At 69.1% G+C, this 20720-nt stretch carries 16 protein-coding genes and 1 tRNA gene; 7 read left to right on the plus strand and 10 right to left on the minus strand.

Annotation, left to right across the window (positions count from 1 at the left end; translation table 11 throughout):
- The gene (locus O7629_RS28415; RefSeq protein WP_278173094.1) at positions 1 to 1146 is read right to left on the minus strand and encodes a hypothetical protein; all 1146 of its coding nucleotides are present in this window, start codon (positions 1144 to 1146) and stop codon (positions 1 to 3) included.
- 527 nt (positions 1147 to 1673) lie between these two features.
- On the opposite strand from O7629_RS28415, the gene O7629_RS28420 reads away from it, so the two are divergent.
- Both O7629_RS28420 and O7629_RS28425 read left to right on the plus strand, forming a co-directional pair.
- Positions 1674 to 1931: a type II toxin-antitoxin system prevent-host-death family antitoxin gene (locus O7629_RS28420; protein ID WP_123606771.1), complete on the plus strand. Its 258-nt coding sequence runs from the start codon at positions 1674 to 1676 to the stop codon at positions 1929 to 1931.
- A complete protein-coding gene (locus O7629_RS28425) occupies positions 1916 to 2314 on the plus strand; it encodes a PIN domain-containing protein (RefSeq protein WP_278173095.1) in 399 nt (132 codons plus the stop codon). Before O7629_RS28420 ends, O7629_RS28425 begins: the two co-directional genes overlap by 16 nt.
- A gap of 293 nt (positions 2315 to 2607) precedes the next feature.
- Here the strand turns inward: O7629_RS28425 and O7629_RS28430 are convergent.
- The 4 genes from O7629_RS28430 to O7629_RS28445 all read right to left on the minus strand — a co-directional run bounded on the left by O7629_RS28430 (position 2608) and on the right by O7629_RS28445 (position 6764).
- Positions 2608 to 2680: transfer RNA gene (locus tag O7629_RS28430), tRNA-Lys, on the minus strand.
- A 211-nt stretch (positions 2681 to 2891) separates the two neighbouring features.
- A complete protein-coding gene (locus O7629_RS28435) occupies positions 2892 to 3197 on the minus strand; it encodes a transcriptional regulator (RefSeq protein WP_278173096.1) in 306 nt (101 codons plus the stop codon).
- Between the two features lie 31 nt (positions 3198 to 3228).
- Complete coding sequence (locus tag O7629_RS28440) at positions 3229 to 3699, minus strand: hypothetical protein (RefSeq protein ID WP_278173097.1); 471 nt, start codon at positions 3697 to 3699, stop codon at positions 3229 to 3231.
- Between the two features lie 143 nt (positions 3700 to 3842).
- Entirely contained in the window at positions 3843 to 6764 is a 2922-nt protein-coding gene (locus tag O7629_RS28445) for a beta-ketoacyl synthase N-terminal-like domain-containing protein (protein WP_278173098.1), read from the minus strand.
- 121 nt (positions 6765 to 6885) lie between these two features.
- Here O7629_RS28445 and O7629_RS28450 point away from each other — a divergent pair, with 121 nt between their 5' ends.
- Positions 6886 to 8103: a cytochrome P450 gene (locus O7629_RS28450; protein ID WP_278173099.1), complete on the plus strand. Its 1218-nt coding sequence runs from the start codon at positions 6886 to 6888 to the stop codon at positions 8101 to 8103.
- On the opposite strand, the gene O7629_RS28455 is transcribed toward O7629_RS28450, so the two are convergent.
- The 3 genes from O7629_RS28455 to O7629_RS28465 form a co-directional block, all read right to left on the minus strand.
- Positions 8104 to 11199 carry an amino acid adenylation domain-containing protein gene (locus O7629_RS28455; protein ID WP_278173100.1) on the minus strand — a complete coding sequence of 1032 codons (3096 nt, stop codon included), beginning with the start codon at positions 11197 to 11199 and terminating at the stop codon, positions 8104 to 8106.
- 90 nt (positions 11200 to 11289) lie between these two features.
- Positions 11290 to 12555, minus strand: a complete 1266-nt coding sequence (locus tag O7629_RS28460; RefSeq protein ID WP_278173101.1) for a helix-turn-helix domain-containing protein — start codon at positions 12553 to 12555, stop codon at positions 11290 to 11292.
- Between the two features lie 193 nt (positions 12556 to 12748).
- Positions 12749 to 13882, minus strand: coding sequence for a glycosyltransferase family protein (locus O7629_RS28465; protein ID WP_278173103.1), 1134 nt, complete (start codon positions 13880 to 13882; stop codon positions 12749 to 12751).
- 213 nt (positions 13883 to 14095) lie between these two features.
- Here O7629_RS28465 and O7629_RS28470 point away from each other — a divergent pair, with 213 nt between their 5' ends.
- The 3 genes from O7629_RS28470 to O7629_RS28480 all read left to right on the plus strand — a co-directional run bounded on the left by O7629_RS28470 (position 14096) and on the right by O7629_RS28480 (position 17571).
- Positions 14096 to 14992: a glycosyltransferase gene (locus O7629_RS28470; RefSeq protein WP_278173104.1), complete on the plus strand. Its 897-nt coding sequence runs from the start codon at positions 14096 to 14098 to the stop codon at positions 14990 to 14992.
- Between the two features lie 5 nt (positions 14993 to 14997).
- Complete coding sequence (locus tag O7629_RS28475) at positions 14998 to 16224, plus strand: sugar efflux transporter (protein ID WP_278173106.1); 1227 nt, start codon at positions 14998 to 15000, stop codon at positions 16222 to 16224.
- Between the two features lie 123 nt (positions 16225 to 16347).
- Positions 16348 to 17571 (plus strand): helix-turn-helix domain-containing protein, encoded by a 1224-nt coding sequence (locus O7629_RS28480; RefSeq protein WP_278173107.1) that lies wholly within the window; start codon positions 16348 to 16350, stop codon positions 17569 to 17571.
- A gap of 48 nt (positions 17572 to 17619) precedes the next feature.
- Here O7629_RS28480 and O7629_RS28485 read toward each other — a convergent pair whose 3' ends face one another.
- Positions 17620 to 18513 carry a TauD/TfdA family dioxygenase gene (locus O7629_RS28485; protein WP_278173109.1) on the minus strand — a complete coding sequence of 298 codons (894 nt, stop codon included), beginning with the start codon at positions 18511 to 18513 and terminating at the stop codon, positions 17620 to 17622.
- A 95-nt stretch (positions 18514 to 18608) separates the two neighbouring features.
- Between O7629_RS28485 and O7629_RS28490 the strand changes: the two genes are divergently transcribed.
- The gene (locus tag O7629_RS28490; protein ID WP_278173111.1) at positions 18609 to 19658 is read left to right on the plus strand and encodes a prenyltransferase/squalene oxidase repeat-containing protein; all 1050 of its coding nucleotides are present in this window, start codon (positions 18609 to 18611) and stop codon (positions 19656 to 19658) included.
- A gap of 71 nt (positions 19659 to 19729) precedes the next feature.
- On the opposite strand, the gene O7629_RS28495 is transcribed toward O7629_RS28490, so the two are convergent.
- Complete coding sequence (locus O7629_RS28495) at positions 19730 to 20710, minus strand: alpha/beta hydrolase (protein WP_278173112.1); 981 nt, start codon at positions 20708 to 20710, stop codon at positions 19730 to 19732.
- Positions 20711 to 20720: the final 10 nt, after the last annotated feature.

Consider the following 20720-nt stretch of genomic DNA (forward strand, 5'->3'; position numbering starts at 1 on the left):
TCATACGCCACCTGGGCCACTGTGGCGGGTGGCGTCCCGGGCAGTTCGCCGTCGGATCTCCTTGACGCTGACCACGTCGCCGCTCACGGCATCGGTGGCCCGCCAGAACTCAAGTCCATCCGTTGAGAGCTTCGACTCCGGAGCATCGCTCCCGAGGGCTGCCACCTTGACCGCTTGGCCAGCAGCCGACAGCGAGGAGTAGACCTGCCCGCTGTAACGGACCCGACCGTCCGGGAGCAACTCGCTCCGATATGTCACGCCGAGGTAGGTTCCGTGGAGAGTGCTTCCCGGTCGGAGCCGCCCAGCGGCGATCATGTCGCTCACCTTGACCCGGCGCTCTTGCTCAGTCACAGTCGGTCTGGTCGCCCGACTGCTGACCTTGGGCCTGCTGGTACCGGCAGCTCTCGGGGATGGAGCAGGTGAGGGTAGCGGAGTCGGCTCATCCGCAGCGCCCAATGGCGGGGCCTGCCGGCCACTGAGTCCAGGGAAGTCGAACGTGGCTTTCGCCCTGGTCAGGCTTGCCCGGATCTCGTCGTCGGTGAACCGTGGTAGGCGTTGGCTCAGCGCAGCGACAAGTTCGGCTGCCGGATCAGCACTGCCGAACATGGCGTTCAGTTGAGTATCGACCTGGCGATCGACGAAGAACTCCTTCCATAGCTCATCGATCCGATTGTCTCGCATGTTGTCCCTGCTGAACAGGCTGAGTAGCGTCACTGCAGGCTCGGTATCGTCAATGCGTACGGCTCGGAACAGCTTTTGCTCGATGGGCACCGGGGCGTGTGCGTTGTAGATCCGCCACTCCCTGCCGTCGGTGAGGGCGACCCACTCGACTCCGGCGGCCGTGGCATAGGCGATCGTCTGGTTGGCCCACTTAGGGACATCGAGGTTCTGACCGAGGCCCTTCGCCTCGATGAAAAACTTCGGGGTCTTCCGCAACAACAGAGCGTAGTCGACCGGGTTGTCGGTGCCGTTGCGCCGGTACTCGTGAGAGACCTCATCAGGATCTCGCGGATCCCAACCAAGTGCCTCGATGATCGGGCTGATCAGGCTCGCCTTGGTGTCCTGCTCGCCAAGCCGGCTCCGGCTCGTTCGGAAGCGATCAAGCCGCTCACCGCACTGCTTGACGACATCTCGCAGTTCGAGCACTGCTTCACCCCCATCTGTCGGCTGGCTCGACCGGCCGCAGCCTCTGTTGTGGACATTATCGGCGTGACGAATCGGCGCCGATTCTTCCGCAAAGGGCCGGTCGAGTCGAGTGGCGTACCGCTCGGCCGATGCCAGTAGGTGCAGGCCAACCGCCGATCAGCGGAGGTGATCTGCCTGACCTCGGTACCGGAAAGGTCATCCCGCCCGGTGTCCCTGCGTCATCGACCGGTCGTGGCGGTGGGTGTCCGCCGGAAAGGTTGGTTGAATTCGGTACATAAAGGGCAAAACAATTGATATTCTGCTAACGCCACCAGCTCCCGTGGTAGGTCGGAGGTGCCCCATGTGAACCGCGCCGACCACGATCGCCGGTGATCCACGGCCGCTGGCTTTGGCTCGCATGCCCGCCTCGGGCCGCAACCGATGGCCCCGACGAAGACCGGGCCTGCCGCCCGCGATCTTGTCCGGTGCCGGCACCGCCAGCGCGGGCGTACGCAGCAACTGATCTGATTATCAGATAGACTAGGTCCATGCGAACCATCTCGGCCACAGAAGCCTCACGGAGATTCTCCGATCTCCTCGACTCCATCGAGCGCGGCGAGAGCGTCACCGTCACGCGGGGAAACCGCCCGATCGCTGAGATCCGTCCGGCGCACCGCCGCACCGGCAGGGACCTACGAGCAGCACTCGCCGACATGCCCGCGCCCGACGACCGCTTCGAGACGGATCTCGCCGACGCTCTCAGCTACGTGACGAGCGAACGGACGGATCCGTGGGCCGACGCCTGATCCTCGACACCAACGTCGTCATCGCCTACGAGCGCGGCACGCTCGACCGCGCTTCCCTCGACGAGGACGAACTGGCGATCGCCGCCATAACCGTCGCCGAGTACCGGGTCGGCATCGAAATGGCCGACACCGTCGCCCGCGCGGCAGACCGCGCCCGAGCCTTGGCCGCGATCGTCTCCGCAGTCGACGTGCTCGACTACACCGACGCCACGGCCGCTCACCACGCCAGACTCATCGCGCACGTACGACACGCCGGAACACCACGCGGCGCGCACGACTTGATCGTCGCCGCGCACGCCGCCGAGACCGGACGAATCATCCTCAGTCGCGATGCGAAAGCCCGCTTCGGCGATCTGCCCAACGTCCTGGCAGCGCAGCCCTGATGATTGACCACACCGTAAGAAGAGGGTTTCAACCAAGAGATCACCGCAGGGCAGGGCGATGATTCGACTACGGCGAGTTGACGAACGCGACGAACCGGTGCAGGGCTTGTTGACTGCGGTAGCTCACGTAGGCGCGTTCCTTGCTCGGGCGGTCGGCACCGCCGCGCGGACCATCGTCGCTCACCCACCGACCTGCCTCGGTGCGGAGCCCACCAGACGTGCGGCCAACAAGCCATCGGTCATGAGCTGGGCTTCGTAGCTCATGATCCCTCCGTTTGGGTAGCCGTCTTGGGTGGGCCGCCTGGGACTCGAACCCAGAACCTAAGGATTAAAAGTCCTCAGCTCTGCCGATTGAGCTAACGGCCCGTCAAGGGCCAACCCTACTCCGCCTGGCCGCGGCTTCTGCACCCGCCCGTCTGCTGCCCGGGTCTAGGTCTGTCGCGGCTGACCGGTTCGGTCAGGCGGCCGGTGTGCCGGAGCGAGCCGTGCAGGCCGCGATCCCTGGGCAGGCCGCGATCGCGGTCTCGATCCGTGAGCCGACGGGCCGCCCCAGTCGCGGCGTCGGCATCACACGACACTACTGGGAGCTGTGCGCGAGCGATGCGATCTCGGTCAGCGCATCGACATGTGCGGCGAAGGCCTGCCGTCCGGTAGGCGTAAGCTGCGCCCACGTCCGTCGGCGACCGTTGAGGGTAGCCCTGCGCAGCCTGAGGTAGCCCGCATCCTCCAACTGTTTGATGTGTTTGGACAGTGCCGAGTCGCTGATCCCGAGTGCCTCTCGCAGCATCTGGAACTCGGCCTCGTCCAGAGGAGTCAGCAGGGAACAGATGTGCAGGCGGTGGGGTGCATGGATGACCGGATCGAGGCGGGGCACGGTCACCACGGCGTCTCTGCCGACGCGGGGGTGCGGGCGCTCATGACGGTCGTCCCGTGACCCTTCGTCGAGTCGAGTGGCGCAGAAGCTCGAGCACCGTGAAGAGCACCAGACCCGCGACCGCCCCGGATGCCGACGGGATCCACCACTGCCGGGACGCGTCGAACGCCTGAGCTGCGAACAATCCGAGTCCGAGCATCACCAGTGGTGCGGCCACGACGATGGCGAGGGCTTCGGCAGTGCCGTGCACGGCCCTCACCCGCGCCACGACGCGGTGCCGCCACGCGCCGAGGGCCACGAGCCCGGCGATGAGAAGGGTAGCGACGCTCCATGTAGCGAGTGGGCCGTCGTAGACGGTGGCGACAGCCATGGCGGCGGACCACGATGACACGGCTGCGGCGAACCATCGCGAATACAGGCCCTTGCTCAGCCCGAACTGCTTCATACGCTCGATCGATGTCAAGGCCCTCGTCGCCTCATCCGGCGTGGGGTCGTCGGGAAAGATGGCCATAGGTTCCTCTCTTTCCAGTACGGAAAGAGTAGCTGTGACTTTCCGCCTTGGCAAGTCACGGCAGGAGTGCGGAGATACGTTCACGACATCCGCATGGTCCGGTCCGCAGGCGCCGTCGGACGGGGTGGTGATGCCGCGCCTTCTCAGGCGTTGGCGATGCTCGTCAGGGCTCTGTGGACCAGCGCGGTCTGTCGGCCGAGCGTCCGGCCGGCCAGCAGTTCGCGCAGCGGGACGCGGACGCCGAACTCGTCATGGATGCGCCGGGCCAGCTGGGTGATCAGCAGGGAGTCGCCGCCGAGGGCGAAGAAGTCCGCGTCCTTGGCGAGATCGTCCTGCCCGAGTACCTCGGCCCAGAGCTTCGGCAGCGTCACCTCGGGATCGGGATTTCCCGTGGGGGTCGTGGTAGCCGTGGTAACGGTGGTAGCCGTTACCACCGGGCTGCGGTTCACCTCGGGTGCGAGCAGACGGGGCCCGGCGAAGGCGTAGCCAGGCAGATGGATGCGCCGGCCTTCGCCAGCCCCGAGGGCGTGTGGCGGCACCGGCACGCCCAGGGTCCACAGCCGGCCGAGGGCCTCGAGGATCGCCCGGCCGGGGTCCCCGCCACCGGGATCGAGCGGCACTGCGGTCAGCCCGGCGGCTGCGGTCGCAGTGGCGAGGGCTTGCCCAGGGCCGACCTCCACAGCTACGCAGTGCGGATGCTGCCGGGCAAGCGCGGCGACGGCGTCGCCGAAGAGTACGGGCCGGCACACCTGCTCTACCAGTGCAGCGACGGTGACGGTGCCGCCGACCGGAACAATCTCCCCGGTCAGGTTTCCGGCCAGCGGTGTCATCACCGGACGTAGAGCCGCCTCGGTGAGCGCCCCAGCCAGTTCGGGCACCGCAGGCTCCATCAGCCGGGAGTGGAAGGCGTGGCTGGTGTGCAGCCGGCGGGCGAAGACCCGGTCGCCGATGTGCCGGCGCAGCCGTTCCACCTCCTGTTCGGTGCCGGATAGGGTGCAACTGGCCGGACTGTTGACCGCTGCCAGCGTCAGGTTGGCGCCCGATTCGGCGATCAGGTCCCAGGCGGTGTCGGCATCGCAGCCGACAGCCAGCATTGCGCCCGGCGGGCAGGACTGCATGGCACGCCCTCGGATGACGACGAAGCGAGCGGCATCGGCGAGCTCGAGTACGCCGGCGAGACACGCCGCGGTGATCTCACCGAGACTGTGGCCGAGGAGAGCGCATGGCGCCATGCCGAGTCCGGCCAGGGCACGCCCGGTCGCGTAGCCGACCGCGAACAGGGCCGGCTGTGCCAGCTCTGTGCGGGCTAGCTCGTCGGCCGGGAAGGCGGGGTCGAACAGCGCGCGGCGCAGCCGCTCGGACAGCTCATCGTGGAACACGGCGAGGCACTCCTGCAGCGCCATGCTGAATCCGGGCAGCGCCGTTGCGTACCCGATAGCCATCCCCGGCCGCTGCGAGCCCTGGCCGGGGAGTAGGAAGGCCACCGAAACCGGCCCGGCCGGCGCGCGGCCACGTGTGCGCAGCGGGCGCTGTTGCAGCAGTTCGGCGACTTCGGCGCTGTCGCGGCCAACCACCGCCAGGCGTTCCGGCAGCGTGGCGCGACCGACGGCCAGAGTTGCGGAGACGTCGGCGAGGTCCGGTTGTTCGCGGCGCAGGTGCGCTGTCGTCCGTTCCACCGTCCGGTCGAGGGCCTCCGGATCAGAGGCGGACAGAATGACCACCCGGTCCCGGACGGGTGCCACGGGCCGGGCCGGCGCGGGCTCCGGTGCCTCGACGATCATGTGAGCGTTGGTGCCGCCAATGCCGAACGAGCTGATCCCAGCGCGCCGGGGGACCGGCCCGGTCCAGGGCTCCGCAGCCGTCGGCACGCGCAGTGGCGATCCTTCGGCGTCCAGCAGCGGGTTGAGCGCGGTGAACCCGGCGACGGGGGGGACGACGCCGTCCCTGACCACCCGCATCGCCTTGATCAGCGAGGCCAGGCCGGACGCCGCGTCGAGGTGGCCGACGGTGGCCTTGAGCGCGCCGACGGCGACCTGGCCCGGTGCGGCACCCATGGCAGCCAGCGCCGCGCTCGCCGCGGCCCACTCGATCGGATCGCCGATCCGGGTACCGGTGGCATGCGCCTCCAGATAGCCGATGGATGATCCGGGCACGTCGGCGACGGCCAGGGCGGTCCGGATCACCTCCTCCTGACCGGTCAGTGAGGGCGCGTAGTAGCCGGCTTTGGCGGCGCCGTCGTTGTTGACCGCACCGCCGAGCAGAACTCCGTACGGATCGGGGCCGTCGCCGATGTCGGCGAGCCGGCGCAGCACCACGGCCACTACCCCGGAACCGGCCACGACACCGTCGGAGTGCTCGTCGAACGGCCGGCACTGCCCGGCGGCCGACTGGATGCCGCCGTCGACATGCAGGTGGCCGCCCTGCGGGTAGTCGATGCCGGCGGCCGCCACCAGGGCCGTGTCGCATTCGCCGTTGATCAGGGCCTGCGTGGCGAAGTGCACGGCGACCAGCGAGGAGGAGCAGGCGGTCTGCACGCTCAGCGCCGGGCCGGTCAACCCGAGCTTGTAGGCGATCAGACTGGCGATGAAGTCCGGTTCGGTGCCGTGCAGGGCCTGGTCCAGGGTGAGCGGGTCGAGTGGTCCGCCGGAGAGCATGGCTCGCAGGTAGCCGCTGCCGCTGCCGCTGGTGAAGACGGCGATGTTGCGGCCGGTACTGTCGCCGGGTGCCGCTTGCGGCGTGATCCCGGCATCCTCCAGGGCAGACCAGGCGACCTCGAGCATCAGCCGGTGCTGTGGGTCCATCAGTTCGGCGTCACGGGCGCTGATACCGAACAGCCGGTGGTCGAAGCGATCGACGTCGGCAAGTACACCGCGGACGGGGACGTAGCCCTCCGCGCCGGCGACTTCGGCCGGCACGCCGGCGTCGAGTAACTCGGCGCGGGTCAGTCGGCGGGTCAGGACCGCCCCGCCCTTAACGGCGTCCCACCACGAGTCCAGGTCGGTCACGCCCGGCAGACGGGCGGACACCCCGGTCACAGCGACGTCGAGAGCGCGGTCCCGTTCCATGGACGACCTCCGGAGGAAGTTGCGGCGATCAGGGCCGAACCCAACATTGCCGCACTAGGCAATTTATGGCAACCTCTTGACAAGCTTGGCACAAAGTTGATCCGACGGGATGGAGAAGAGGATGCGATCCACATCGCACGCCGCTGAGCCGACCCGGCTGCTGGACGAGCCCGTCTGCCTGCACCGGCTCACCGATCCGGTGCTGCACGCCGAGGGCGACCCGCACCGGGTGTGGCGCTGGATGCGTCACCACGCGCCGGTGCTGCGCCATCCCGACGGCGACCTGCCGGCATTCTGGTCGCTGACTCGGTACGAGGACGTCCGAGCGGTCTACCGCGACCCGGAGACATTCTCGTCCCGCCGCGGTGTGCTACTGCGCCCCGCCCACCGGGGCGAGGACCCTGGCGGCGGTATGACGCTGGCACTCACGGACCCGCCCCGGCACAGGCAACTGCGCGCGGTCGTCGCGGGCTGGTTCACCACCCGTTCGGTCCGATGGCTGGAAGAGTCGATGCGTGACTCGGTGCGCGCCATCCTCGCCCGGGTGGTCGACGAGCCGGTCGTCGACTTCGTGCAGGACGTCGCAGGCCGGCTGTCGATGTATCTGATCGGCTCCATCATGGGCGTTGCGGAACACGACCACGAGAAGCTGTTCCGCTGGACCAACGAGGCATTCGAGGCGGGTGTCTCGCTGGCCGCGCACCAGGAACTGATGCACTACTTCATCGGATTGATGGAGCGTCGCCTCGTCGAGCCGGCCGACGACCTGGTCAGTGCCCTGCTCGGCGGCACCATCGACGGTGCCCTGCTCACCGAGGAAGAAGTCCTGCTGAACTGCGAGAACATCGTTGGTGCCACCGAGAACGGGCGGCTGGCGATCGCTGGCGGAATGGCCGCGTTCCTGGCGCGCCCCGACCAGTGGGAGCGGCTCGGTGCCGATCGGTCTTTGTTGCCGACGGCCGTCGAGGAGGTGCTGCGGTGGACGTCAAGTGCCACGCACAGCATGCGGACGGCCACCCGGGACTGCGTCATCCGCGATCAGCGGATCGCGGCCGGTGATCGGGTGGTGCTCTGGGTCGCGTCGGCCAACCGGGACGAAGATGTCTTCGTCAGCCCGGACCACTTCGACATCGGCCGTACCCCCAACCGTCATCTCGCGCTCGGTATCGGGGAGCACTTCTGCCTGGGCGCCACGCTCGCCCGCGCACAGATGCGGATCCTGTACAGCGAACTGCTGGACCGGATCCGGCTCATCGAACCGGCCGGTCCGGCGCACCGGGTGCGGTCCATCGCAGTCGCTGGGCCCGAGACGCTGCCGATTCGCCTGACACTGCGGTGATCAGAGCGTGCGGATCCGCTCGCCTATTCGCTTGCTCATCTCTTCGACGGTCGACTCGGCGATCACGTCGCGCCGGAAGTACAACGTCAGCCGCAACCCGCCGTCCTCGCCCGGCCAGATCTCCGCGTGCAGTTCCAGCGGCAGGTCAAGATAGGGCTGGCGGACGAAGGTGGTCCGGGCACCCTCCAGTGCGAGTTCCCCGGGCGCGTTGTCCTGCACGGCGAAGAGGGTCTGGAACAGTGGTGGTCGGCTGCCGCCGGGCAGATCGAGCAGTCGCAACATGTCCTGAAACGTCACGTCCTGTGCCGAGAACGCCGCTGCGAAGTCGCGCTGGGCCGCCCGTAGGGCGCCCGGTCCCTCACCGAGCGCTGCGCCGCGCAGCCGCAGGCACAGCATCGCGATGTGGCACCCGACGGCGAGCTCCGAGCGGGCTCCGTGCCGCTGGGCGACCGGGATGCCCACGGCGAAGTCCCGCTGCCCGGTGACCTCGGCGAGAGAGACCGCGTAGTGGTGCAGCAACGCCGCGAATCGGCTGACACCAGCGGCTTTGGCTTCGGCGTCAACTGCGGCCACCATGTCCGGCTCGATGGATACCTCGACGAGGCCGGTGCCGGCGACCTGATCCGGTCCGGGCGAGACCGGCCAGTGCAGGGACGGCACCCGGGCGAGCTCGATCCGCAACCTTTCACGCTGGTCCACCAGGCCGCTCATCGCGAGCCGCTCGATGTAGTCGCCGTAGGCGCGGGCCAGTGCCGGCGGCGCGGGCTGGTCCGGCGGCGGCGCACCACGCCGGGCGGCGTTGTACGCCGCCGCCAGGTCCCGTGCGAGCACCGACTCCGACCAGCCGTCGAACGCGATGTGATGCACGACGATCCCGAGCACGGTCGCGTCCCCGGCCGGTGACACGGCCACCCGCCACACATCCGCATCCTCAATCAGCAGCCCGCTGGTGAAGAGCGCACGCAACGCCGCGATGGCGGCTGGCACGGACGGCTGCGCTGGCAGTCTCTCCAGCGGCGGCGGGTCGACCTCGGTGATCCGTGCCATCGGCCGGGGATCGCCCAGGTAGGCCGCGCGCAGCGGCTCATGCCGGGCGTGCGTCGCGGCGATCGCGGACTCGAGCGCCTCGTGGTCGAGCTCGCCGTCGATCACCCAAGTCAGCAGACAGTGCGAGGTCAGGTCCGTCGGGTCGAGCAGATGCCGGGTCAGGAAGATCAGCTGCATGGGCGTGAGCGGGACGACGCCCACCTCGGCGTCGCCGGTGTCCGCCGGTGCACCGGTGTCCGCGCGTGCATCGGAGTCCGCGCGTGCACCGGGGTCGGCTCCTTGCAGCCAGCCGGCCAGCCCGGTGACGGTCGGATGGTCGAGGAGCTGGGCGAGCGGGACCGGCCGTTCCAGCCGATCTGCCAGGCGCGCGCAGACCCGGCCCATGTCCAGCGAGCTACCGCCCAGGTCGCTGAGGGACACGTCCAGCGGCACCCCGGTGCGGCCCAGCACTTCGGCGAAGACCTCGGCGACGACCACAGCCATCCCGGCCGGCCGCTCGCCGTGCCCGTTACCGGCGGCATGGCGACCGGCGGGGACGGCGCGTGACAGGAGAGCCCGTTCGTCGAGCTTGCCCTGCGGCGTCACCGGAAAGGCGGTGATCGTCCGGATCTCGGCGGGCAACAGATAGGCGGGAAGCGCCTCACGTAGTACCGGCAGCGCCTCTCCGAGCGGGTCATCCGGCTGCTCTGGCACACACCAGGCGATCAGCCGAGGCTCAGCGCCGCCGGTGCGGTCGACCACCACCCGGCAGGAGCGTACCGGTAGCAGGGCGATGATCCTGCGCTCGATCTCCGCCGGCTCGATGCGATGGCCGCGGATCTTCACCTGCCGGTCGGCGCGCCCACGGAAGTGCAGCAGCCCGCTGGCGTCCCGGACCCCGAGGTCGCCGGTGCGGTACGCACGTACCTCCTGGTCGCCGACCCGGATCGTCACGAACTTGCGCGCGGTCTGCTCCTCGTCACCGACGTAGCCCAGCGCCAGCCCGGTGCCGGTGAGGCAGATCTCGCCGATCTCGCCGTCCGCGCACGGCCGGCTGCCATCAAGGAGGTGCACCCCGGTCTCCGGGACGGGACGGCCCAGCGGCACCCCGTCCGGGTGTTCGGCGTCGGCCAGTGAGATCCGGTGGGTGGTGGCGAACACGGTGCACTCCACCGGACCGTATCCGTTGAGTAGGACGACGCCGGGGTGGCGGCGCAGAAACCGGCCTACGTGGGTGGGTGAGAGACGTTCTCCACCGATCATCAGCAGGCGTAGCCCGGCGAACGCATCTGGGTCCTCATCGACCAGCATATTGAACAGGCTGCTGGTCAGCCAGGTGGTGGAAACTCCGTGCCGGCGGATGCCGTCGCGCAGCCCGTCGGCGGTCAGGTACGGCTCCGTGACGATCACCGAGGTGCCGCCGTTGGCGAGTGCCGCCCACAGTTCCAGGGAGAACGCGTCCCATGGCGCCGGCGCGGCCAGCGGGATCACAGTGTTTTCGTCGAAGGTGGCGAAGGTGTCGACCGCGAAGAGCCGGGCGGTGGCGCGGTGGGGTGTGAGCACGCCTTTCGGACGTCCGGTGGTTCCCGAGGTGAAGAACACACAGCACGCCGTGTCCCCACTGACTTCGGCGGGCCGGAATCCGGACGGTGCGGCTGCCTCGTTCACCGGAGGTGTCCACACCGGAAGGTCGGGCCCGGCGACCGGTTCGGCGGCGATCAGCAGCGGCGCGTGGAGCACTGCGGTGACCTCCCGCAGGCGTGCTGCGGGCCAAGCCGGGTCCAGCAGCGCATAGGCGGAACCTGTCTTGAGTACTGCGAGGAGAGCGAGCACGAGGTCCGTCCCGCGTGGCAGGACGATCGGCACCTGATGGCCCGCGGTCACGCCCTCGGCAGCGAGCCGGGCGGCCCAGGCGTTCGCCGTGGCGTCCAGCTCGCGGTAGCTGATGTGGCGATCCTCGGCGACCAGCGCCGTGGACCCGGGCCGGCACCGGGCTGTCCGGGCCACCCGCTGGTGCAGGCCCTCGTCGAGACGGGCGGGCCCCACCGGCGGTATCGGATTGGTCTGCACGGAAGGCCTCCCGTCGGCTGGCGACACATCTGCATGGCTAGCGCCAACCTCTGCCATGTTGTCACCGGTTGCCAAGAGTGGCAACCCCGGTCAGCGGGCACCCGTTCCGGCAGTGGTTTGGGAGATGTCCTGGGTCACCGTCTCGGCGATGGTGCGCCAGACCTCTGCTGCGAGTTCCGGGTTGCGCGCCTCCTGCGCCTGCTGCGCGAGGTCCTTCAGTGTGCGCACGCCGTGCTCGTGGTCGCCGTCGAGGATGCGCAGCCGGCAGCACAGCGCCTGAAACCGGATGCGGTCCCGGAACGACAGCAGCAGCGCCTGCCCGTCGATCTGCGCGCAGATCGCTCGAGCCTCGTCCAGTCGGTCCTGCTTGACGGCGAGGTGGGCGCGCAGTGCGGTCAGCTGTTGGGCGTGCAGCTCGGTGCCGACCACCCGTAGCACCGGGGTGACCTCGTCCAGCAGCGCCTGCGCGGGTTCGGTGAGGGCGGGAGTGAGCTGGAGATAGAGGGAAGCCGCCGCGAGTCGTAGCCGGATCCACCGGAGCAGGTCCTGGCGGCCGTCGAGCCCGAGCAGCGCACGCTCGAGCAGATCCTGGGCGGCTCGATAGTCGCCCTGTCGGATGCGGACAGTGGCCGCCGCCCACAGCGCCTCGACCTGCAGCGTGCCCGCCGCCTGCTCGGTCAGTCTGCAGAGCTGGTCGGCATGGGTCCATGCCTCGGTCAGCCGGCCGAGCTCAGCCTCTGCGGAAACCAGTGCGTGCAGGGCACCGGCCCGGTCCGCCACCGACAGGCCCTCGGCGGCCTGCCACGCCGTCATCGCGTGCTTGCGGGCCGACTCGTTGTCGCCGAGCAGGCGCATACAGCGGGACAGCTGGATGTACGCCCGGGCCCGCAGCTGCGGCGCACCCAGCTCGTCGCTGAGCTGGGTCAGCTCGGTGAGCAGGGTGAGCTCCTCGTCGTGGCGACCCTTGCCGTTCAAGGTGCGGGCCAGTAGCCACAACGCCTGCCAGCGCAGTGCCGGGTCCCAGCTGTCGGTGTCGTGCAGCGCCTCGGCGAGTTGCTCGGTCGTTCCGTCGTCAGCGGAGGTGGAGATAGCCTCGGCGAGGAACTGGAGGAGCGACGAAGTCTGCGTGGACGGTGGGCCGGACCCGCCGACCGAGGGCGCTGCCAGCTCAGCGACCGGCACGCCGAGCCGCTCCGCCAGGTACCCGACGATCCGGCTGTTCGGCCGGCGGGCGCCCGACTCGAGACGGGAGAGATACCCGGTGGACATCCCGTCGCCGGCCAGGGCAGCCTGCGAGAGCCCTCGCTTGACGCGCATGGCCCGCAGGTGTTCGCCGAAAGCCGGTTGTTCGAGCATCTCACCCTCGTCCTGGAGCGGCCCGGGTAGCACCGACCTCGAGCGCTGTGGGACCTGAAGTGTGCCTCTCCCTCCGCAGTTTGACAAACTTGTCAGGCAGGATTCCCTGATTAACGGAGGTGCTGGCAGGAATCTTGCCCCTGCGGCCCAGTCGGTTCGGCACCTGCCAGGGCGTCGCGTGCAGGCACGCGGCTCACAACCCCAAGCGGTTCAGGAGATCGGCCGACGAGCCGGTGAACTGACGCGTGGCGAGCCGGTCGGCGGCCTGGGCGAAGGCGGGCCGCTGGTCGAGGAACCGCCGTAGCTGGTCGGCCGAGAGCTCTCGGCCGCCATGAACACCGATCCCGCAGTGGTCCAGCATCATCGCGTTGAACTGCTGCTCGTAGACGTCGAACGGCAGTGCCAGGACCGGCTTGCGTAGGTACAGGCACTCGGACAGCAGTTGGTGACCAGCAGTGGCGACCACCGCTGAGCAGGTGCGTAGTGCCTCGGTGAACTTCGGACGGTCGAAGAGGGACGTGACCACGTTCTGCGGTGCGTCACCGATCGGCGTCTTGCTGAAGACAGTGAACGTCACCTCCGGGAAGCCGGCGAGCACGCGAAGGAACTCGGCGGGCTCCTGGCGCATCGCGGCGTACGGCGACAGGTAGACGACCACGGAGGTCCCGTCGACCTCGGGCGTCATCGACAACACGTCCGGGCGCAGGATCGGCTCGATGACCTGACCCTCGTACCGCTCGTCACGCTCCCACTCCAGCGGAAAGAACGAGGAGGCGATCCGGTCGTCCGCGGCCGGGAAGAAGTACCTCAACTTGGCCGCCTCGTGCCAGCGGGTGTAGCCGCCGGCGTCTGGCGTGCGGTACAACAGGAACTTGCTCTGCTGCTCGGTCGTGATCAGGCGAGCACCCACCAGGTAGGCGATCTGCGCGCTGGCTGGCTCGTAGTCGGTCAGCACCACCTCGGGCGCGTCGCCAAGCTGCTCGGCGACCTGCTCGCAGAGGGCGAAGTTCCAGGCATCGCCCCGCGGGTCGAGCTCCCGTCCGTTGGCGGCGCTGCGGGTGATGTCGATGCCGGTCGGCGTCATCGCGACCCAGCCGCCGGGGAAGTGGGTGGGTTCGGCGATGGGCACGTGGGAGGGGAAGGCGTCGTTGAGAGCGGCGACCCCGTCGCCGAAGGTGACCAGGGCCACTCGATGTCCGCGTTCCTGCAGCTGACGCACCAGGTTCAGCTGGCGCGAGGCGTGCCCGTTGCCCATCCCGCAGGCGCCGACGAGCACCCGCCGGGTCGGTGCGGCGGGTGCCTGCGCGGGACGGCCGGCGTCGGTCATGAGGAGTCCTCTCGTGAGTCGGCGGATGACCCGTTTAGTCTGCACAGCTAGGCAAATTTTGGCAACCTGTGGCAAAGTTGGGTTGGTGAGGGTGCGTGCGGCTCGTTGGAGTTGCCAACTTGCCGGGCTCGGCGTACTCGGCTTGTCCGGCGCCCGATCGTCGGGGTGAGATCTCCGGCTCGCCTGGCCACGATAAGAAGAGGGACGAATTTGATGACTACACCGCAGCGTTGCTCCGTCATCGTGCCGACGTACAACCGGATCACCCTGCTCCGGCACACCCTCGACTCGTTCATCCGGCAGGACCTGCCCGCCGACGACTTCGAGGTGATCGTCTGCGACGACGGCTCGAACGACGGTACCGAGGCGTTGGTCGCGGGCTACCACGACCGGCTCCGGATCCGGTATTTCTTCCAGGAGGACGAGGGCTTCCGCGTCGCCCAGGCCCGCAACCTGGGTCTGCGGGCCGCACGCGCCCCAGTGAGCGTCTTCGTCGACTCGGGGGTGGTGCTCGGCTCTGGCGCGCTGGCGGCGCACTGCGCCGCCCATGAGAGCACAGCCGGCCCGGCCGCCGTCATCGGCTACGTATGGGGCTTCGCTGACGACATCCGCGCAGCCGCCGATCGGATCGACCCGGCCGACCCGGACGGCACCATTGAGCGGCTGTCACGGGACGACACCCTGCCCGACGTACGGGAGTGGTACTACCACCGGTACGGCGAGCGGCTGTGGGAGTTGGCAGCGCCCTGGCTGGTCTTCTGGACCTGCAACGTCTCGGTGAACACGGCGCAGGCCCGTGCGGTCGGGATGTTCGACGAGGCGTACCGGTCATGGGGCGGGGAGGACGTCGACCTGGCGTACCGCCTTCATCGCGGGGGGGCGCGTTTCCTGTTGAGCCGGGACGCGGTGGCGGTGCACTGTCCGCACCCCAAGGAGGACACTCGCAGCGCGAAGGCCAACCACCACTATTTCGCGGCCAAGTACGACACCCCGATCACCCGCCTCCGCCCGGACCATGACATCTTCCTGATCGAGCAGGAGATCCGCGACCGCGGCCTGCCGTCCTGCACTGAGTACCTGGCGAGGTTGACCTCCACGGGCGCCAGGTGACCGCGGTGGCGAGCAAGAGCACCGGCTTCACGCAACTCGTCAACGACGGCGCGCTGCGCGGCCTCATGGTGAACACCGCGCTCGTCGGCCTCGGCGGCGCGTTGGTCAACACCTCGACCAGCCTCTTTCTGGCCACGGCGATCGGGGCCACCCCGCTGCTGATCGGACTCTTCTTCACCGGCCGTGGGTTGCTGGAGGTGGCGGCCGGCCTGAGCCTGGGCGCGCTGTCGGACCGCACCGGTAACCGGCGCACCCTGCTGATGCTCTGCCCGTTCTTCTCCGCCGCTGGCGCGCTGGCCTATGCGACGATCCGCGACTACTACGTGCTGTTCGCCATCGGCGCGGTCTTCTTCGCCATCGGTGGATCCGGCTTCGCGCAGATCTTCGCCTACAACCGAGACTTCGCCTCCGCCCGTTCGCTGAACCCGACCCTGCTCAACTCGGTGTTGCGCTCGATCACGTCGACCTGCTGGATCGTCGGCCCGCCGCTGGGGTTCTTCCTCATCGACGCGCAGGGCTTCACCGCGCTGTACCTGCTCACCGGGGCGCTCTACATGACCTCGGGCGTGCTGTGCCGCTGGCTGTTGCCCGATTTGACCGATACCGTTACCAAGAACAAGGCCAGGGGCAACCCGTTCGCCGGCATCGGTCGGTCGCTGTGGTTGCTCATCCTGGCCGTGCTGTTGATGCTGACGGTGAACAACATCTATCAGATCAACGTCGCCCTGTTCATCACTCGCGACCTGGGCCTGAACGCCGGGTTCGTCGGACTGCTGCTCGGGCTCTGCGCGGCGCTGGAGGTCGGCGTGATCCTGGTGCTCGGGCGATACGCGGACCGGATAGGCAAGGGGCGCCTCATGCTCGCCGCCACCGCCTGCGCCACGATCTTCTTCGTCGCGCTCCCGTTCGTTCAGACCAAGCTCGCGCTGGTGCTGCTGCAGGTGCCGAACGCGCTCTGGACCGCGATCGTGCTGAGCATCCCGGTGACCATCCTGCAGGACGCGATGGGCAACCGCGTCGGTATGGCCTCCTCGCTCTACACCAGCTCGTTCCAGATCGGCATTCTGCTGGGCGGTGCCACCGCCGGAGTGGTCGCCGAATGGCTCGGCTTCACCAACGTCTTCTTCGCCTGTGCGATCCTGACCGCGGCTGCCACGGCCTTCCTCGCCGCCGACCGGCAGGGTCGGGCGCGCGACAGACTCCCGGGAGGCGTCCGGGCCGCCGCCGGTTGAGCGGGGGCGCCCCGCTTGCTGGTCAAACACGGCGAGCCCCAGTCACGGGGAGCAACCCCTGGCCGCTAACGTTTGCCATCACGACAGGTCGTCGTTGATGGAGCTGACGACTCAAGGAAGACCATGCTCGAACAACCCGAATTCGGACAACGCCTCCGGGCTCTTCGCGCCGAGCGTGGCCTGTCTCAGGCGGCGCTCGCAGACGGGGTCATGTCCACCGGATATCTGTCCCGGCTGGAGTCCGGCGCACGGCCGCCGACGCACCGGGTAGTGGAGAACCTCGCACGCCGGCTCGGCGTGTCGGTCTCCGCCTTCGAAAGCCCGGACGACGGCGTCGGCACTCCGCGGCACTCCGCCTTCGCCGAGCTCCTGGCTGCGGTGGTGGCCGCGGCGAACGACGCCGACCTGGCGGAGTCGCTGGCCGATGCCCTGCACAAGACACCCGACCTCGACCCCGCGCTGCGGTGGCAGGCGCTCTGGCTGCTGGCCGAGATCCGTCGCGGCGAGGGCCAGCAGCAGGAGGAGTACGTCCTGCTCAAGGAGCTGGTCGACCTCAGCGAGTCGTTGGCGTCGCCTGAGCTGTGGTCCCGCGCCTGCACTGGCCTCTCCCGCTGCGCCCGCACGCTCGGCCACACCGCGCAGGCGCGGGAGTACGCGCAGCGGGCGCATGAGCTGTCCGAAAAGGCATCACAAGCCGCCCGTACGGGCGCCCTGCAGGCCCTCGTCGCGATCGAGGCGGAGGTGGGGGAGCTGGCGGCCGCGCAGGCACACGCCGAGCTGCTGTGTGAGCTGACCGAGAACGTGGAGGGCACGGCGCACGTCGAAGCGCTCTGGGCAGCGGCCACGGTCAGCACCCGCCAGGGCGATCACGCCGGGGGCCGGCGGCTGCTGGAACGTGCTCTCGACCGGTTGGACAGCCACGTCGACCTGGTGCTGTGGATGCGGTTACGGTTGGCCGCAGCCTCACTCGGTCTCCAGGTGAGCCCGCCGCCGTTGGACGAGGTGCGGGCCAGGCTACAGGAGGCGGCCACGGTCGTCAGCCTGGTCGGTACCGAGCTGCATCAGCAGGAGCTCCGTACCCTCTGGGTCTACCTCGCGGTGGAGGAGGGCCGCCTGGACGAGGCGTGGGAGATGGCGGAGCGGGTCGCCGCCGAGCAGTCGCTGCTCTCCTTCCGCGACCGCCTGAAGTTCGAGGCCATGCGTGTCCGGCTGCAGATCCGCCGGGGTGACCGGGAGGCCGGTGTGCACCGGATGCGGGAGCTCGCCGAGGAGGCGGAGTCGGCTCGCAACGTCGAGCTTGCCGCCGAGATCTGGCGGACGCTGGCCACCACTCTGACCGGAGACTGACGAGCCGCTCGGCCAGAGTCCCGGCCGAGCGGCTCACAAGCGGTAGTCTCAGGCGCCGTTGCTGTAGGCGGTCGTGTCGCCGCAGAGCACGACACTGGGTCGCCCGTCGACACCTACCGGCGTCGAGCCGACCAGGGTCAGCCGTTCCGCCCGACGGTGCGCCGTGCCGTAGTCGTAGACGGCGTAGTGTTCGGTGGCACGGTTGTCCCAGATGGCCAGGTCGCCGACCCGCCACTGCCACCGCACTGTCTGCTCCGGTTTGGTCACGTACTCCTGGAGCGAGTGGATCAGCTCGCGGGAGACCTGCGGGCTGTAACCGACCACGCTATGCGCGAATCCGCCGAGCAGCAGGGCACGCTCCCCCGTCTCCGGGTGCACCCGCACCGCGGGATGCTCCGTCTCGATCCGGTTGGAGATGTAGTCGCCGCGCCAGTCGACGGTGTCGTCGGTGAAGTCGGAGTCGTTGCTGTGCACGATCCGCAGCCGGTCGGCGAGATCGCGCAGCTCGGCCGGCATGCTCTGGTACGCGGTGGCGGTGTTGGCCCAGATGGTGTCGCCACCCACCGGCGGGATGACCTTGGCATGTAGGAAGGCCGCTGCGGGTGGGCGCTCGATGAAGGACAGGTCGGTGTGCCAGTGGTTGGCCCGGGTGCCGTGGGAGGAGTCCATCGCCCGCAGGTGCGGCTGCTCCTCGGCGTTGTCGTAGATCGGGTGGCCAAGGGTCAGGTCGCCGAATCGCTTCACGAAGGCGACCTGGCTGTCGTAGTCGAGCTCCTGGTCGCGCAGGAAGATCACCTTGTGATCGAGCAGGGCCTGCCGCACCTGCGCGACGACCTCGTCGCTCAACGGGCCTGAGGCGTCGACGCCGCCGATGACCGCACCGATGTTTCCGGCAATGCGTTGCACGGTGACCGTCGGCGACGGCAGCAGTGTCTCAGTCATGACTCCCCCTTCTTCTTGCCAAATCTTTACCGCATCCTTTGCCTGATTGTGCCAAAAACTTGCCAGGGTGGACAGGGGAGCTCGACAATCAATCCATGACGAACGACATCCTCGGCATCGCCGATGACGCGATGAGCTGGGTGGAGACTGCGCACGACGCGACCGGACGACGCGGGGTCGCGGCAGGTTACGACCTGCGGCAGGGCTGGCAGCCCCCCTACCCGGAGACCAGCGGCTATCTCGTGCCGACCCTGCTGCGCGCGGCGCGCGTTCTGGACCGACCCGCTCTGGCCGTGCGCGCCCGCGAGATCGGCGACTGGCTGCTCGAGCTGCAGTCCGCCGACGGCGCGTTCCCCGGCGGCATGGGCGTCGACGGTCCGCCGGTTGTCTTCGACGTCGGCCAGATCATCTTCGGTCTCCTGGCGATTGGAGACACCGCCAGCGAGGCGGCTGCCGAACGCGCCGGCCGATGGCTGCTCACCCAGCAACGTGCCGACGGTGCCTGGCTCTCCCACTTCGACTTCCCGAACACGTACTCGTCGCGGGTCAGCTGGGCGCTGGCAGAGCTGTGGCGGGCCACCGGCGATCCGGCCATCCTCGCCGCGGTCCGCCGCTCGCTGCACTGGATCCTCCGGCAGGTCCGGCCGGACGGCTGGATCGACGGCATGGCATTCTCCGCCAGCCACACGCCGTGGACCCACACCATCGGATACGCCCTACGTGGGCTGTCCCGCTGCGCCGACCTGCTCGCCGACGATCTCGCTGAGCAGGCCCGCGCTGCGGCGGACCGGTGCGCGCGCCGCCTCGCCGAACTGGACAGCCCGTTGTACCCGCTGCTGCCGGGCGAGATCGGCCTCGGGTTCGAACCGCTGGCGGACTACGCATGCCTCACCGGCGATGCCCAGATGGTGACGATCTGGTGGGACCTGCACCGGCGAGAAGGCGACGCTGTCCTCGCGAAACGCTGCGAACAGGTGCTGGCGCGCCTGGCCGAACTGCAGGTGCGCCAGCCGCTGGAACCGGCTGCGGTGGGCGCGTTGCCGGGCTCCTTCCCGCTGACCGGGGGCTTCGAGCCGCTGGCCTTTCCCAACTGGGCCGCCAAGTTTCTGGCCGACGCGGCGATGAACGTGGTTTCCGCACGATGACCCGACGCGTACGGCGGGACACCCCGCCGTACGCGTTCACGGCACTGGTGCCGTGGTTCTGCAGGCCATCTTCACCCCGTGAGCAGCCGACGCAGCCACTGCACCCGGGCTTGCCGGGCCCCGCGCGAGACGGTCGCGTCCGGCACCCACTCGTCGAAACTGTGGAAGGCACCCGACCAGACGTGCAGCTCGGCCTGGCCACCCGCCTGCCACACCCGGCTGGCATAGTCGACCGCCTCGTCCCGCAGGGCCTCGACCGAGCCCACGTCGAGAAACATCGGCGCCAGCCCGGACAGGTCGTCGGCCCGTGCCGGAGCGACGTACTGCGAGACGTCGCCGCCTCGGCGCTCACCGAGCAGCGCGGTCCAACCGGTCAGGTTGGAGGTCCGGTCCCAGAGGCCGACACCGTCCATCTGCCGCCCCGACGGGGTCTCGCACCGGTCGTCGAGCATCGGGCACTGCAGCATCTGACCGAACAGGCGCGGTCCACCGCGATCGCGGGCCAGCAGCGCGACTCCGGCCGCCAGCCCACCGCCGGCACTGTTGCCGCTGACCACAACCCTGGAGGGGTCGAGTGACCGCCCGGCTCCGTGCTCGGCAATCCAGACGAGCCCGGCGTAGCAGTCCTCCAGCCCGGCCGGCGCCGGATGCTCGGGCGCGAGGCGATACTCCACGGCGACGACCGCGAACCCCAGCTCCTGCGCCCGGTCGAGGTCGCCGTCCAGCTCCCGGCTACGGCTGGTACCAGCCACCATGCCGCCGCCGTGGATGTGGTAGATCACGGGGAACGGACCGGGCGTCGCAGTGGGACGACAGATCAGCAGGGAGATGTCCGGCGCGCCGGGCGGCCCGGCGGCGGTCAGCTCCTCGATGTCGAACGCACCGCCCCGACGGATCTGTTCGTCGGACATCCGGCCGGCCGCCGACAGCTCCCGCCGGAAGCTGATCTGGTCTGCGGTCATGCTCGGCAGGCCGTCGAGAATGTCGCGCAGCGGTCCGGCGAGCTGCGGGTCGAACGGCGGCGGTCCGAGGGGCGAACCCACCATGGTCATGGCGCTCCTC

Origin of the sequence: Solwaraspora sp. WMMD792 (assembly GCF_029626105.1) — a bacterium.
Taxonomy (GTDB): Bacteria; Actinomycetota; Actinomycetes; order Mycobacteriales; family Micromonosporaceae; genus Micromonospora_E.